At 66.2% G+C, this 14404-nt stretch carries 9 protein-coding genes; 4 read left to right on the top strand and 5 right to left on the bottom strand.

Features of this window, described 5'->3' with window-relative positions:
- Positions 1-144 precede the first annotated feature (144 nt).
- Positions 145-1536 carry an amino acid permease gene (locus BKX93_RS18795; protein WP_046157552.1) on the top strand — a complete coding sequence of 464 codons (1392 nt, stop codon included), beginning with the start codon at positions 145-147 and terminating at the stop codon, positions 1534-1536.
- 44 nt (positions 1537-1580) lie between these two features.
- On the opposite strand, the gene BKX93_RS18800 is transcribed toward BKX93_RS18795, so the two are convergent.
- Positions 1581-2486 carry a LysR family transcriptional regulator gene (locus BKX93_RS18800; protein ID WP_070980856.1) on the bottom strand — a complete coding sequence of 302 codons (906 nt, stop codon included), beginning with the start codon at positions 2484-2486 and terminating at the stop codon, positions 1581-1583.
- Between the two features lie 99 nt (positions 2487-2585).
- Between BKX93_RS18800 and BKX93_RS18805 the strand changes: the two genes are divergently transcribed.
- Complete coding sequence (locus tag BKX93_RS18805) at positions 2586-3575, top strand: aldo/keto reductase (protein WP_046166863.1); 990 nt, start codon at positions 2586-2588, stop codon at positions 3573-3575.
- Between the two features lie 10 nt (positions 3576-3585).
- Here the strand turns inward: BKX93_RS18805 and BKX93_RS18810 are convergent, their stop codons facing one another.
- Positions 3586-4035 (bottom strand): hypothetical protein, encoded by a 450-nt coding sequence (locus tag BKX93_RS18810; RefSeq protein ID WP_046166864.1) that lies wholly within the window; start codon positions 4033-4035, stop codon positions 3586-3588.
- 340 nt (positions 4036-4375) lie between these two features.
- Between BKX93_RS18810 and BKX93_RS18815 the strand changes: the two genes are divergently transcribed.
- Positions 4376-5575, top strand: a complete 1200-nt coding sequence (locus BKX93_RS18815) for a GGDEF domain-containing protein (RefSeq protein WP_160300412.1) — start codon at positions 4376-4378, stop codon at positions 5573-5575.
- 6 nt (positions 5576-5581) lie between these two features.
- Here the strand turns inward: BKX93_RS18815 and BKX93_RS18820 are convergent, their stop codons facing one another.
- From BKX93_RS18820 to mfd, 3 genes are all read right to left on the bottom strand, one after another.
- On the bottom strand, positions 5582-6097 hold the full coding sequence (locus BKX93_RS18820; RefSeq protein WP_070980857.1) for a DinB family protein: 516 nt from the start codon (positions 6095-6097) through the stop codon (positions 5582-5584).
- A gap of 69 nt (positions 6098-6166) precedes the next feature.
- A complete protein-coding gene (locus BKX93_RS18825) occupies positions 6167-6787 on the bottom strand; it encodes a Clp protease ClpP (protein ID WP_070980859.1) in 621 nt (206 codons plus the stop codon).
- Between the two features lie 627 nt (positions 6788-7414).
- Positions 7415-10807, bottom strand: a complete 3393-nt coding sequence (gene mfd / locus BKX93_RS18830; protein WP_070980861.1) for a transcription-repair coupling factor — start codon at positions 10805-10807, stop codon at positions 7415-7417.
- A 282-nt stretch (positions 10808-11089) separates the two neighbouring features.
- Here mfd and BKX93_RS18835 point away from each other — a divergent pair, with 282 nt between their 5' ends.
- Positions 11090-14344, top strand: a complete 3255-nt coding sequence (locus tag BKX93_RS18835) for a sensor domain-containing protein (RefSeq protein WP_244887197.1) — start codon at positions 11090-11092, stop codon at positions 14342-14344.
- The last annotated feature ends 60 nt before the right edge of the window (positions 14345-14404 follow it).

A 14404-nucleotide genomic window follows, 5' to 3' on the forward strand; every position in this document is an offset into this window, starting at 1 on the left:
TTGTCATTGACCGGCAAAAAATAAGCCGCAACAGAACGCCTGAGCGCAGGCTGTGCCCTGGGCGCGGCCAACGCAGGACCAGGCGCTCTGTCCGCGGCGACAAAACGACAGCCGGGACTTCAACGCTTACACAAGGAGCATTGCATGCCAGGAGAACAACAGACCCTGCACCGCGGGCTGGAGGAGAGGCATATCAACCTGATGGCGCTGGGCGCGACGATAGGCGTCGGCCTGTTCCTCGGGTCTGCCACCGCGATCAAGATGGCCGGCCCGGCCATCATGCTGGCCTACGGCCTCGGCGGCCTCGCCATTTTCATGATCATGCGCGCGCTGGGCGAAATGGCCATCCACAACCCGGTGGCCGGCTCGTTCAGCCGCTACGCGCAAGACTACCTCGGCCCCTTGGCCGGCTATCTCACCGGCTGGAACTACTGGTTCCTGTGGCTGGTGACCTGCATGGCGGAAATCACCGCCGTCGGGGTCTACATGGGCATCTGGTTCCCGGATGTGCCATCCTGGTATTGGGCGCTGGCGGCGATGCTGGCGATGGGCGGCGTCAATTTCATCGCGGTGAAGGCCTACGGCGAATTCGAATTCTGGTTCGCGCTGATCAAGATCGTCACCATCGTGCTGATGATCATCGGCGGCTTTGCGATGATCCTGTTCGGCTTCGGCAACCACGGCGTGGCAACCGGCATCTCCAATCTGTGGGCGCACGGCGGCTTCATGCCCAACGGTTTTTCCGGCGTGCTGATGTCGCTGCAGATGGTGATGTTCGCCTACCTGGGCGTGGAAATGCTGGGCCTGACCGCCGGCGAGGCGAAGAATCCGAAGAAGGCGCTGGCGCGCGCGGTGGATTCGGTGTTCTGGCGCATCCTGATTTTCTACGTCGGCGCGCTGTTCGTGATCCTGTCCATCTATCCGTGGAACGAGCTGGGCACCCGCGGCAGCCCCTTCGTGCTGACTTTCGAGAGCATGGGCATTCCGGCCGCCGCCGGCATCATCAACTTCGTGGTGCTGACCGCCGCGCTGTCCTCGTGCAACAGCGGCATCTTCAGCACCGGCCGCATGCTGTTCAATCTGGCCGAGCAGAAGCAGGCGTTGCCCGTGTTCGCCCGCGTTTCCCGAAGCGGCGTGCCGGTGCCGGCGCTGCTGATGTCGGTGGCCGCGCTGCTGCTCGGCGTATTGCTGAACTACCTGGCGCCGAAGGAGGTGTTCACCTGGCTGACGGCGATCTCCACTTTCGGCGCGGTGTGGACCTGGCTGATCATCCTGCTGGCGCAGCTGCGTTTCCGCCGCTCGCTGTCGGCCAAGGAACTGGCATCCATCAGCCACCGCATGCCGTTGTGGCCTTACGGTTCCTACCTGACGCTGGGCTTCCTCGCGCTGGTGATCGCTCTGATGGCTTACTTCCCGGACACCCGCGTCGCGCTGATCGTCGGTCCCGGCTGGCTGGTGTTCCTGGTGGCCGCCTATTATCTGCTGGGCTACCACAAGCAGGACGCCGCCTGGCGTCTGGCGCGGCAGTCGCGCTGAGTTCGCGCCGATCATTTCTTCCCGCCCGCCGTACGGCGGGTTTTTTACGCCTGCGGCAGGCCGGCGCGTTCGCGCAGGAAGGCGATCAGCGCCCTGAGCTTGGCCGTTTGCCGCGGCCGGTGCGGGTAGTACAGGTACAGCGCCTCGGCAGGCGGCATGTGATCGTCCAGCACCACGGCGAGCCTGCCTTCGGCTATCCAGGGCGCGATCAGCGGCTCGGCCAGGTAGGCCAGGCCGGCGCCCTCCAGCGCCGCGTGCAGCAGCGCCATATTGTCGTTGGCGATCAACGGGCCATCGACCGCCAATTGGAGCGTCTGGCCGGCGGCGGCGAACTGCCAGCGGTATTGCCCGCCGCCGCCGAAGCGATAGCCCAGGCAGTCGTGGCCGAGAAGGTCCTGGGGCGCTTTGGGCGCGCCGCGGCGGCGCAGATAGTCCGGCGAAGCGGCGACGACGAAGCGCAGCGGCCGGCTGACCGGCAGCGCCTGCATGCCGGCCTGCAGTGCCTCGCCGAAGCGGACGCCGGCGTCGAAGCGCTGGGCGACGATGTCGACCAGACCGTTGTTGACATCCAGCTCCAGCCGCAGCTTGGGATGGCGGACGGCGAAATCGGCCAGCGCCGGATAGAACAGCAGCTGGGCGGCGGTGTGGGGCAGGGTGACACGCAGTTGGCCGGCCGGCTGGCCGCGGCTCTGCCGGGTTTCCTCCAGCACCGCGGCGATTTCGTCCAGCGCCGGCGACAACCGCGCCAGCAGCGCCTCGCCGGCCTCGGTCGGCGCCACCTGGCGCGTGGTGCGTGTCAGCAGCGGCACGCCCAGCGCCTCCTCCAGTTGGCGCAGGCTCTGGCTCAGCGCGGAGGCGCTGACGCCCAGCTCCGCGCCGGCGCGTGTGAAGCTGCGGTGGCGGGCGATGGCGCGGAAAGCCTGCAGCGTGTCATGCGGAATTCGCGGCATTGTGAAGCCTGGCTAAATAATGTTTGTCATTTTGAGCCATTTATCGGTTTATCGCCATCTTCTATGCTGACGTCACTTTCCACATCAGGAGCGATGGCGATGCAAAAACGCACACTGGGCCGGGGCGGCCCGCAGGTTTCGGAGCTGGGTCTGGGTTGCATGGGCATGAGCGCTTTCTATGGCCCGCACGACGACGCCGAATCGCTGGCGACGCTGGACGCGGCGCTGGATCTCGGCGTCAACTTCCTCGACACCGCCGACATGTACGGCCCGCACACCAACGAGCAGCTGCTGGCCAAGCTGCTGGCCCGCCGCCGCGGCGAGGTGGTGCTGGCCACCAAGTTCGGCATCGTGATGGACTCGGCCGACCCGGCCAAGCGCGGCGTCAACGGCCGCCCGGAATACGTGCGCGCCAGCTGCGAGGGCAGCCTGAAGCGGCTGGGTGTCGATCATATCGACCTCTACTACCAGCACCGCATCGATCCCGACGTGCCCATTGAGGAAACCGTCGGCGCGATGGCCGATCTGGTCAAGGCCGGCAAGGTGCGCTGGCTGGGCTTGTCGGAAGCGTCCGCCGCCACGCTGCGCCGCGCCGCGGCCGTCCATCCCATCCACGCGCTGCAGAGCGAATATTCGCTGTGGACGCGCGATCCGGAAGACGGCGTATTGGCCGCCTGCCGCGAGCTGGGCGTCGGTTTCGTCGCTTACAGTCCGCTGGGGCGCGGCTTTCTGACCGGCGCGATCAAGAGCCCCGACGATTTCGCCGCCGACGACTTCCGCCGCGGCAATCCGCGTTTCCAGGGCGAGAATTTCCAGCGCAATCTGCAGTTGGTGGACAAGGTGAGAGAGCTGGCCGCGGCCAAGGGCCGCAGTCCGGCGCAGCTGGCGCTGGCTTGGCTGCTGGCGCAGGGGGAAGACATCGTCGCCATTCCCGGCGCGCGCAAACAGGCGAACCTGCGCGACAACTTGGGCGCGGCGGAGGTGGCGCTGAGCGCCGGTGATCTGGCCACGCTGGACGCGGCGTTCGCCGGCGGCAAGGTCAGCGGCTTGCGTTACCCCGCCGAGGTGATGTCCATGGTCAATCGCTGAACCGGGCGATTCAGCGCCGCTGATGGGGCGGCAAGGCTGGCAGCATGTGCATCGGTATGGCTTGTTTCCGCCCGGTTTGCGGGTCTATCGTCAGGCCGGGCGTGAACGGCATGCCGTGTTGCCAGCCGCGAGACGGCTGGTAGCCCTGTTGCGGCTGCAGGTGGAGAGGGCTGGTCTGATTGAGCGTATGGCCTATCGAGAAGCTGTCCGGCTGCATCGGATTGCCGCGGGAGCCGGAGAAGGCGGGAGGACGCACCTCGATCAACGGGCTGTCTAGATCGCCGAGGCTCACCCTGGGCTGGATATTCAGCGGCTTGGGTTTCTTGTCCGTCTTGAGCGGTTTGATGCGCGGCGTCGGCGCGATGGCCGGCTTGGACGCGAAATCGTATGAGGGAAGCGTGCTGGCCGCCAGGGACGCGTGGGAAAGCGCCAATGGCAGCAGGAAGGCGTGTAGGCGCATTTTGATTCCTGCCAGAAGGGGCCGCGCGAGGCAGACCCGGTGTTGCGTGGGCTTGATGGCTGGCGCGTCGGCGAAGCCGGACGCGTGGCTGACTGGGACAGAGGCGGCGGGATTGGCCGCTCTGAAAGATAGAGTATTCTATCTAAGTTAGACGGGAAGGGCAAGGAACTAGACTGTCTGTACGTTGCGGGCGCGTCCGGGCAAGTCTAGGATGATGCGAAGGGCATGGGCGATGGCATGGCGCAAGTGAAATTCTGCTATGGTATCGCCAGCTCGCGGCAAGCGGTTCCAATTTGGGTCCGCGCGCGCCGGTTTTTCGTCGACTAGACATTTGTTTTTCATGCCCAGCCCAATCATACCAAGCATTCTGGATTTCAAGACCACCCTGCTCAGCACCACCGGCTACACCGCCATGCTGACCCTGGTGGTGCTGATGTTCTGGCTTTACAACCGGAACGAAAGAGCGTTGCTCACGCTGGGCATCGCGGGATGCATCGCCGCCTGCGGCACCCTGATAGCCTATCTTCCCCTGCCTATTCCAGCCTGGCCCAATCTGGTTCTGGATACCTTTTTGCTGCTGCTGTACCACCCGCTGGCCGTGGTCGCCACCCGCCAGTTGCTGGGCCTGCGCAACGATTGGCGCTTCCACCTGGCCATGCTGATCATCATCATGCTGTGCTTCGTATTCTGGGCCGGGCCCGGCAGTTACACGCGGCGGGTGGAAGTCACCGCGTGCGCGCATATCTTGTACTGGTCGATGATCGTCGCGCAGCTGTATCGCGGGCGGCAGTGGCGCACCATGATGGGTTACCGGCTGGGGCTTGGCCTGGCGGCGCTGACGATAGGGGTAGCGTTGTTTCGGCTGGCCATGTCCTGGCTGGAAAAAGGGAGCAATTTTTCCAGCGCGAATCAACTGCTGGTCATGTTTACCTCGCTCAGCCTGTTCTGGCTGACGTTCTGCTACAGCCTGAGCCTGCTGTTCATCAGCTACGAGCGCCTGTTGCTGCAGGTCCGCCAGCAGGCGCAGCAGGATGGCTTGACGCAGTTGTACAACCATCGGACCTTTCACGAACAGGCCGCCGCCATGTTTTCGCGATCGCGGCAGCGCGGGCAGGCGCTGGCTTTGCTGTTGATCGACCTCGACCACTTCAAGGAGGTCAACGATCGCTACGGCCACCAGGTGGGGGATGAGGTATTGCGCCAGCTGGCCGACTGTCTGCGGGCGGAGTCGCGCCAGGGCGACGTGCTGGGACGCCACGGCGGCGAGGAGTTCGTGGTGATGCTGCCGCTGGCCAGCCGGGTGGAGGCTTGCAATGTGGCGGATCGCCTGCGCCTGGCCATCGCCAATCTGCAGCCCCGCGTGGGAGAGCTGCAATTGTCGATCAGCGCCAGCATAGGCGTGGCCTGCCTGAGGCCGCCGGAGCACGAGAACCTGGCCAGCCTGTTCCTGGAGGCCGACCTGCTGCTGTACCAGGCCAAGCGCAAGGGCAGGAACCGGGTGGAGATAGAACGCGAGCCGGAGCCGGAGGCGCAGCACTAGCGCGCGCTATCGGCCGCCTTGCTCCCGGTGGGCGTCCCGCAGGTAGACCGGCAGATCGGTTGTCGGCGGAGTGGCCGGTACCTGGTACAGCATGTCGGCGACGAATCCGCGGTGGTAGTTCTTGTGGTTGACGATGTGCAGCAGCATGTCGCCGCGCCGCATGCTGCCGCGGCCGCCGTCGACGAAGGCGAAGTCCACTGCCTCCTCGTGCGCGGCCGGATCCAGGCCGTCGGCGTAATCGACATACCAGCGGTCCAGTTCCGCCTGCGCCCGCGCGAGTTCCGCCAGGCTGGGCGTGTCCGCGGTGTTGCGGCCGCTGTAGCCGTGGGGCCGCGCCAGCAGGTGGCCCTGCCAGATGCGGTCCACCACCAGATTGTGGTTCAGCGTGGACAAAATGTTGCGGAAGATGGTGGCGCGGGTTTTCAACAATTCCGTTTCCGGCAGCGCAGCCAGAACGTCGAACAGACGCCGGTTGGCCCAGGCGCTGTAGCGGGTGAGCATGCGGATATCGCGTAATGGCATTTCAGAATTATCCGTATTTTGACAATGTCATCTTATCCGCGCGGCGCTTTGTCGACAACGTCGATTCCGCTAGCCGTTGGATTCCGCAGCGCCGCTCTTCTTGCCCGGCTTGCGCGCCGTCACGGCCGGCGCGCCCTTCTGGATGTTGTTCAGCCGGCGGCGGATGCTGTCGCTATCCAGCCAGATGTCCTCGCCCTTCAGAATGCGGTCCAGTTCCTCGTCGGTGAGGAACGGCCGGCAAACGTGGCGCATCACTTTTTCGAACCACTTGCCGCTGGCCGCCACCTGCGCTTGCTGCTCATTGCCCTTGCCGATCAGCGCCGACGAATAGTTGTGGAACATCAGCTGGCAGGTGTCGTGCACTACCAATTCGTCGCCGGCGAGAAAGATCAGCGCGCCCATCGAATACGCCCGCGCCTCCAGGATGGTGACCACGTGGGCCTGGCTGGCGGTGATGTTGTTGATGATCTGCAGGCCGGCGTCGAAGTTGCCGCCGGGGGTGTTCAGATGCAAATAGACGATGTCGGTGCTGCTGGCGGTGCGCAGCGTGTACAAGAGGTCGGTGTAGTGGATGGCGGCGCCGATCTCGTCGGACAGATAAAACGATATCTGCCGCACCGTGCCTTGGGTTTCGTACTGGCGGTACAGCGGGACGGGTTTGTCGTCGTCATCGGGATCGGTGCGTGGCATGGCGGTTCCTCCTTGCGCTGGTCTTTCCAATTTAGCCCCGGAGCGGGGGGCTTGCCTTGCATTGGCGCAAGTTGAGGGGGGTAAGGAATCCGCTGCGCGGATGATGTTTGGATGCCGGTTCCGCCCGGCGGACGGGTGAGGGGCTGTGCTGCCAGCCCCCTCACGACCCCAGGCCGCCCCTCCGCCCGCGAAACCCCGACAAAAAACGCCGGACGAGGCGCCGCCGGAACTAGCCGCGCGCTCGCGTCGCGCGGCGTCGAACAGCCGGCGTCTTAAAACCTCGTCCGGTGTTTTTTGCCGGCGCGCGCAGAAGGGGATAGGGACTAATCGGATTTGATCTACATCTTGCCGACACGCGGTGCAGATAATTTCAATGAACGAGGGAGTTGAACGTATTCGATGCGCCATCGTCCCTATCAGCGCAAGCCGGGGTTTCGCCGCGCTGTTGGGGTCGCCTAGGGGGGGGCGGGGAGCTGGCGAGACAGCTCCCCGACCTGTCCGGCGGGCAGCCCCGCCATCGAAATCATTATCCGCGAAGCGGACTCATCAAAAAAGAACATAGATGTGAAAACGGCCAACTGGATGAGCTGACCGTTCATTCTAGGCACTGATGGAAATCAAGCCAGCCTACGCGCCCAACTCCTTCAACACCTCTTTCACCTTCACGATCCGCTGCGCCACTTCCGGCAGCGCCTGCTCCACCCGCAGCTTGTCCTGCCCCGCCAAGCGGTAGTTCTTCTTGCTCTGGATCAGCATGATGATCTTCACCGGGTCGATCGGCGGGTTCTTGATGAAGGTGATCTGCACCGCCACCTCGCTGGCGTCCAGCTTCTGCACGCCCAACTCCTTGGCGACCAGGCGCAGGCGGTGGCTTTCGATCAGCGTCTTCACGCTCTGCGGCGGCAGGCCGAAGCGGTCGATCAACTCTTCGTGGATGTCGTCGATCTCGGCTTCGGTCTCGCAGCTGGCCAGCCGTTTGTAGATCAGCAGCCGCTCGTGCACGTCAGGGCAGTAAGCGTCGGGCAGCAAGGCCGGGCTGTGCAGATTGATCTCGGTGGTGACGCCCAAGGGCGCGTCGAGGTCGGGCGCGCGCCCCTTTTTCAGATCGCGCACCGCCTGCTTCAGCATCTCGGTGAATAGCGAGAAGCCCACTTCCTGCATCTCGCCGGACTGGCCTTCGCCCAGCACCTCGCCGGCGCCGCGGATCTCCAGGTCGTGCATCGCCAGGTAAAAGCCCGCGCCCAGCTCGCCGGACAACTGGATCGCCTCCAGCCGCTTCTGCGCGTCGCGGGTCATGCCGTCCGGCGTCAGCAGGTAGGCGTAGGCCTGGTGATGGCTGCGGCCGACGCGGCCGCGCAGCTGGTGCAGCTGCGCCAGGCCGAACTTGTCGGCGCGGTTGATCAGGATGGTGTTGGCGTTGGGGATGTCGATGCCGGTTTCGATGATGGTGGAGCACAGCAGCAGATTGAAGCGCTGCTGCAGGAAGTCGCGCATCACCTGTTCCAGCTCGCGCTCGCGCAATTGGCCGTGGGCGACGCCGATGCGCGCCTCCGGGATCAGTTCGGCCAGCTTCTCGCGCATGTTTTCGATGGTGTCGACTTCGTTGTGCAGGAAGAACACCTGACCGCCGCGCTTGAGCTCGCGCAGCACCGCTTCGCGGATCACGCCGTTGGAGAGGGGGCTGACGAAGGTTTTCACCGCCAGCCGGCGCGACGGCGCGGTGGTGATGGCGGAGAAGTCGCGCAGGCCTTCCAACGCCATCGACAGCGTGCGCGGAATCGGCGTCGCCGTCAGCGTCAGCACGTCCACATTGGCGCGCAGCCGTTTCAGCTGTTCCTTTTGCCGCACGCCGAAGCGATGCTCCTCGTCGATGATGACCAGGCCCAGATTCTTGAACTGGATATCAGGCTGCACCAGCTTGTGGGTGCCGATGACGATGTCGACGCTGCCGTCGGCGAGGCCCTGCAAGGCTTGCTTGGTTTCCTTGCCGCTACGGAAGCGCGACAGTTCGGCGATGCGCACCGGCCAGTCGGCGAAGCGGTCGGAGAAGTTCTGGAAATGCTGCTCGGCCAACAGGGTGGTGGGCACCAGCACCGCCACCTGCTTGCCGCCCATCACCGCAACGAAGGCGGCGCGTAGCGCCACCTCGGTCTTGCCGAAGCCGACGTCGCCGCAGACCAGCCGGTCCATCGGCTTGCCGGAGCACATGTCCTGGATCACCGCCTCGATGGCGGTGGCCTGGTCCGGCGTTTCCTCGAAGCCGAAGCCGGCGGCGAAGGCGCTGTAGTCTGCAGGGGACAGCTCGAAGCTGTGGCCCTCGCGCGCCGCGCGCTGCGCGTACAGGTTCAGCAGCTCGGCCGCGGTGTCGCGCGCCTTCTCGGCGGCCCGCTTCTTGGCCTTTTCCCAGGCCGGGTTGCCCAGCTTGTGCAGCTGGATGTCGTCGGTGGCGCCGCCGGCGTAGCGCGAGATCAACTGCAGCTGCGACACCGGCACGTACAGCGTGGCGCCGTCGGCGTACTCCAGCTGCATCAGCTCGGTCTCGCCCTCGCCCAGGTCCATCGTCACCAGGCCGATGTAGCGGCCGATGCCGTGCGCCTCGTGCACCACCGGGTCGCCGGCCTTGACCTCGGCCAGGTCGCGCAGCATCGCGTCGGAGCCGGCGCGGCTGGCTTTGCGGCGGGTGTGGCTGCGGGCGACGTGCTGGTACAGCTCGCTTTCGGTCACCACGGCGATGGCCGGATCGGCCAGCGCGAAGCCGGAGTAGAGCGGCGCGACGCCCAGCGCCAGCGCGGCCTTGCCGCCGGCGAAATCGGCCCAGCTGTCTATCGGCGTCGGTTTGATGCCGTTTTCGGCCAGGAAGGCCAGCATGGTTTCGCGCCGGCCCAGGCTTTCCGCCGCCAGCAGGATGCGCTTGCCGCCGGCGGCGATGAAGGCTTGCAGCTTGTGCAGCGGCGCGTCGGCGCGGCGGTCCACCGCCAGCTCCGGCAACGCGGCGCCGGTTTCGCCGTCGCCGGAGAATTCGATGCGGGCGTAGGGCTTGAGCCTCGCCATCAGCTCGTCCGGGCGCAGGAAGATGTCGGCCGGCGCCAGCACCGGACGGTCGACGTCGCCGCGCGCCATCTCGTAGCGGCCCTGCGCGTCGCGCCAGAAGGTTTCCGCCGCCGCCTGCACGTCGTGGTGCTGCACCACCAGCGCGTCGTCGCCGACGTAGTCGAACAGTGTCGCGGTTTCGTCGAAGAACAGCGGCAGATAGTATTCGATGCCCGCCGGCCACAGACCCTGCGACACGTCCTTGTAGACGCGGCTTTTGCTTGGATCGCCTTCGATCCTTTCGCGGTAGCGCTGGCGGAAGGCGGTGACGCCGCTCTCGTCGGCCGGGTATTCGCGCGCCGGCAGCAGCCGTACCTCCGGCACTGGGTACAGCGTGCGCTGGGTATCGGGGTCGAAAGTCTTCAGGCTGTCGATCTCGGCGTCGAACAGGTCGATCCGGTACGGCAGCGGCGAGCCCATCGGGTAGAGGTCGATCAGGCTGCCGCGGACGGAGAATTCGCCCGGGGCCATCACCTGGGTGACGTGCTGGTAGCCGCCGGACACCATATCGGCGCGCAGCTTCTCCACATCGAGTTGTTGGCCGGTCTTCAGGAAAAACGTCCGGCCGAGCAGGTAGCTCACCGGCGCCAGCCGCCCCAGCGCGGTGCCGACCGGGGCGATCACCACCTGGCATTCGCGCTGGCGGATCTGCCACAGCGTGGCCAGGCGTTCGCTGACTAGGTCGCCGTGCGGCGAGAAATGGTCGTAGGGCAGCGTTTCCCAATCCGGGAACAGCGCGATGGAAAGGTCGGGCGCGAAGAACGGCAGCTCGGCTTTCAGCCGCTGGGCGGCCTGGGCGTCGGCGGCGAGGACGAGCAGCGGGCGGCGCTGCTTGGCCAGCGCGGCGATGGCGTGGCTGTCCAGGCCGTCCGGCAGGCGGCCGCAGCGGGTTTTCTGGCCGGCGGGCGGCAGGGTCGGGAGCGTATCCAACTTGATCTGGCTTCTGTGCGGGGTTGTGCTTGTCGCGATTATAACAGTGCGCCGGGCGGCCTTACGGCTTTGCCTGCGGCCGACTCTAGCCGGCGTCTGGATTCCCGGCTATCGTATGCGTTTGTTTCAAGCCAGTTTTAATTTTGCATGAAGAAAATTAGCTTTTAATGCTAATCAGATATCAGAAAAAATAATAGTCATGTCTCTGAAACCGCCCAGGGTTGCAGAGCCGGGATGGAGCAAGATCCGGTCAACCGGACGACAGTGGAGAAGGATGGGAGCGTGAGAACCACACCTAGGGTGGAGGAGTTGCTGGTATTCCTGGGCTTTGTCGCCAGCGTGGCCTTGTGGCCGCGCGGTCCGCATGCGGCATTGTCCCTGGCGAGTTTCGCGCCGCACGGTTTGCTGTGCTGGCAGTTGCTGGCGCGCGAGCCGCGCCGCGCGTGGTGGTGGCCGCTGGCGGCGGGCATGGCGGCGGCGGCGTGGATGCCGCCGCCATGGGCCCTGCTGATGGCGGCGTCGCTGTGCCTGATCCGGCCAGGCCTGCGCCTGGGCGGCCTGCTGGGCGGCTTGGAGCGCCCGCGCACGCCGCAGCAACTGCGCCACCTGCTGCTGGCGTTGTTTTATCCGGCGCTGGCGGGGACCCTGTTGCTGGGCGGCTATGCCTGGGCGGCCGGCGGGCTGGCCGGCCATCCGTGGTCGTGGGCCTGGCAATGCTGGGCGGCGCTGGCGTCGGCGCTGTTCCTGTGCGCGCCGCTGGCCCGTCCGCCGCTGCGTCCGCTGCCGGTGCCGCTGCGGCTGGAGCTGGCGTTGATCCTGCTGCTGTCGGCCGGCGGCGTGGGCCTGTTGCTGGCCGCCGGCGAGCCGCCGGGCGTGCCCAGCCAGCTGCTGTTCTTCCCGCTGATTCTGTGGGCGGCCTGCCGCACCGGCCCCGGCGGCGCGGCGCTGACGTCCGGCATGGCGTCGCTGCTGCTGTCGCTGGCGGCGCTGCCGCCGGCCGGCCTGGTGCGCGTGGGCATGGGCGACGCTGCCACCGATCTCTTGCTGGCGCTGGCCTTGAACGTGTCCGGCTTGCTGGTGGGCATCCTGATGGATGGCCACCGCGCCGATGGCGAGACGCTGCGCGCGTTCCGCGTCCGCATCGAATCGCTGGTCAACCACAGTCCGACGATGATGTCGCTGAAGGACATGGACGGACGCTACCTGCTGGTGAACGCCGCTTACGCGCGCCGGGTGGGCATGTCGGCGGATTCGCTGCTGGGGAAGCGGCCGGAGGATGTGTTCGATCTTGAGGACGCGCGGCAGATACGCGAGCAGGACCAGCAGGTGCTGAACCTGCTGTCGCCGCGGCAGTTCGACGAGCATTTCGCGCTCAACGGCGTGGAAACCTATCTGTTGGCGTCCAAGTTTCCCCTGTTCGACGCCGACGGCCGGCCGGCCGGCGTCGGCAGCGTGGACACCGACATCACCCAGTCCCGGCGCGAGCAAAAGGCCAAGCGCGAGGCCGAGGACCGGTATCTGGCGCTGGTCGAGCAGTCGCTGGTCGGCATTTACATCATGCAGGACGAGAAGCTGGCCTACGTGAATCCCAAGCTGGCCGAGATCATGGGTTATCAGCCGGAAGAGATGGCCGGCATGACCATGGGCCAGATTCTGGTGCCCGGCGAGGCAGAGCGGCTGCGGCAACAGCTGCTGCGCCGCTTCCGCGACAATATCGCGGTGATGCATTACTCCACCCGCGGGCTGCGCAAGGACGGCGTGCTGGTGGACATGGAGGTGCACAGCCGCTTGTTCGAGCTGAACGGGCGCAAGGCGGTGATCGGCGTGGTGATGGACATCTCCGAGCGCCTGCTGGCCGACACCAATCTCAGGCTGGCCGCCAAGGTATTCGAGAACTCGGCCGAGGGCATCCTGATCCTGGACGCCGGCGCGCGCATCATCGCCGTCAACGACGCGTTCTCCCGCATCACCGGCTACGCCGAGGAAGAGGCGCTGGGCAAGGCCTCGCGCATTTTCAGCATCGAGCAGCAGGCGCGCGCGGCGATGCAGCAGGCGCTGGCCGATTGCGGCCACTGGCAGGGCGAGATGCTGGACCGGCGCAGGGGCGGCCAGTGGTATCCGGCCGAGCTGTCGATCTCGGCGCTGCGCGACGAGGACGGCGTGCTGTGCAACTACGTCGCGGTGTTCTCCGACATCACCCAGCGCAAGGAGGCCGAGGAGCGGCTGCAGTTCCTGGCCAACCACGATCCGCTGACCCGGCTGCCCAACCGCAGCAGCCTCACCGCCAGCCTGGACGAGGCGCTGACGCGGATGGACGGCGAGGACGGCCGGCTGGCGGTGATGTTCATCGACCTGGACCGCTTCAAGCTGATCAACGACTCTTTCGGGCACCAGGTGGGCGACCAGCTGCTGTGCGAGATCGCGATCCGCCTGTCGCGCGTGGTGGGCGAGCGCGGCCTGCTGGCGCGGCTGGGCGGCGACGAGTTCACGCTGCTGATGAGCGGTTTCGACAGCCACCACCAGCTGGCGGACATGGCGTCTGCCATCCTGGCGGCGCTGGGCAAGCCGCTGTGCCTGGAGGCGCACGAGGTGTTCATCACCGGCAGCATAGGCATCAGCGTGTTCCCGCACGACGGCCGCGACGCGCGCACGCTGCTGAAGAACGCCGACGTGGCGATGTACCGCGCCAAGGAGGCGGGCAAGAACACCTACCAGTTCTTCGATGTCGGCATGAATACCCAGACTTTCGAGCGACTGCTGCTGGAGAACGGCCTGCGCATGGCGCTGGAGCGCCACGAGTTCGAGCTGCACTACCAGCCGCAGCTGAGCGCGGGCAGCCGGGCGCTGGCCGGGGCCGAAGCGCTGCTGCGCTGGCGCCATCCGCAGCTGGGCCTGGTGCCGCCGGCACGCTTTATCGCGCTGGCCGAGGAAACCGGGCTGATCAAGCCGATAGGCGACTGGGTGCTGCGCGAAGCCTGCCGCCAGCTGGCGGCCTGGGATGCGCAGGGGCTGCGGGTGCCGCGGCTGGCGGTGAACCTGTCGCCGCGCCAGTTCGGCCAGCCGTCGCTGCCGGCCAAGGTGGCGGGCGCGCTGCAGGCCGCCGGCCTCGCCGCCGGGAGGCTGGAACTGGAAATCACCGAGAGCATGATCATGCAAAGCCCGACCGAGGCGGTGAGCTTGCTGTCCGAGCTGAAGTCGCTGGGCGTGTGGCTGTCCATCGACGACTTCGGCACCGGCTATTCGTCGCTGTCGCACCTGAAGCGCTTCCCGCTGGATACGCTGAAGATAGACCAGTCCTTCGTCGAGGGGCTCCCGGACGACGACGACAACGCCGCCATCGCCGAGGCCATCCTGGCGATGGCCAAGAAGCTGAAGTTCCAGGTGGTGGCCGAAGGGGTGGAGAACGAAGCGCAGGCGGTGTTCCTGGAAGGCAAGGGCTGCCATGTGCTGCAGGGCTACCATTTCGGCCGCCCGCTGCCGGCGGGCGAGTTCGCGAAGCTCGCCGCCGGCTGGCGGCGCGAGGCCGAGCCGGCCTAGCCGACGCGCGCCAAGGCTGGGCCGGTGGGCGGCTTGCGGCTACAATGGCGGGAATTGAGA

This window comes from Chromobacterium vaccinii, assembly GCF_001855275.1.
Lineage (GTDB): Bacteria > Pseudomonadota > Gammaproteobacteria > Burkholderiales > Chromobacteriaceae > Chromobacterium > Chromobacterium vaccinii.

What these genes read in the sequence shown, in the direction of transcription:
- BKX93_RS18795 (WP_046157552.1), top strand. Translation starts at nt 145, where the DNA reads ATGCCAGGAGAACAACAGACCCTGCACCGCGGGCTGGAGGAGAGGCAT.
- BKX93_RS18800 (WP_070980856.1), bottom strand. Translation starts at nt 2,486, where the DNA reads ATGCCGCGAATTCCGCATGACACGCTGCAGGCTTTCCGCGCCATCGCC.
- BKX93_RS18805 (WP_046166863.1), top strand. Translation starts at nt 2,586, where the DNA reads ATGCAAAAACGCACACTGGGCCGGGGCGGCCCGCAGGTTTCGGAGCTG.
- BKX93_RS18810 (WP_046166864.1), bottom strand. Translation starts at nt 4,035, where the DNA reads ATGCGCCTACACGCCTTCCTGCTGCCATTGGCGCTTTCCCACGCGTCC.
- BKX93_RS18815 (WP_160300412.1), top strand. Translation starts at nt 4,376, where the DNA reads ATGCCCAGCCCAATCATACCAAGCATTCTGGATTTCAAGACCACCCTG.
- BKX93_RS18820 (WP_070980857.1), bottom strand. Translation starts at nt 6,097, where the DNA reads ATGCCATTACGCGATATCCGCATGCTCACCCGCTACAGCGCCTGGGCC.
- BKX93_RS18825 (WP_070980859.1), bottom strand. Translation starts at nt 6,787, where the DNA reads ATGCCACGCACCGATCCCGATGACGACGACAAACCCGTCCCGCTGTAC.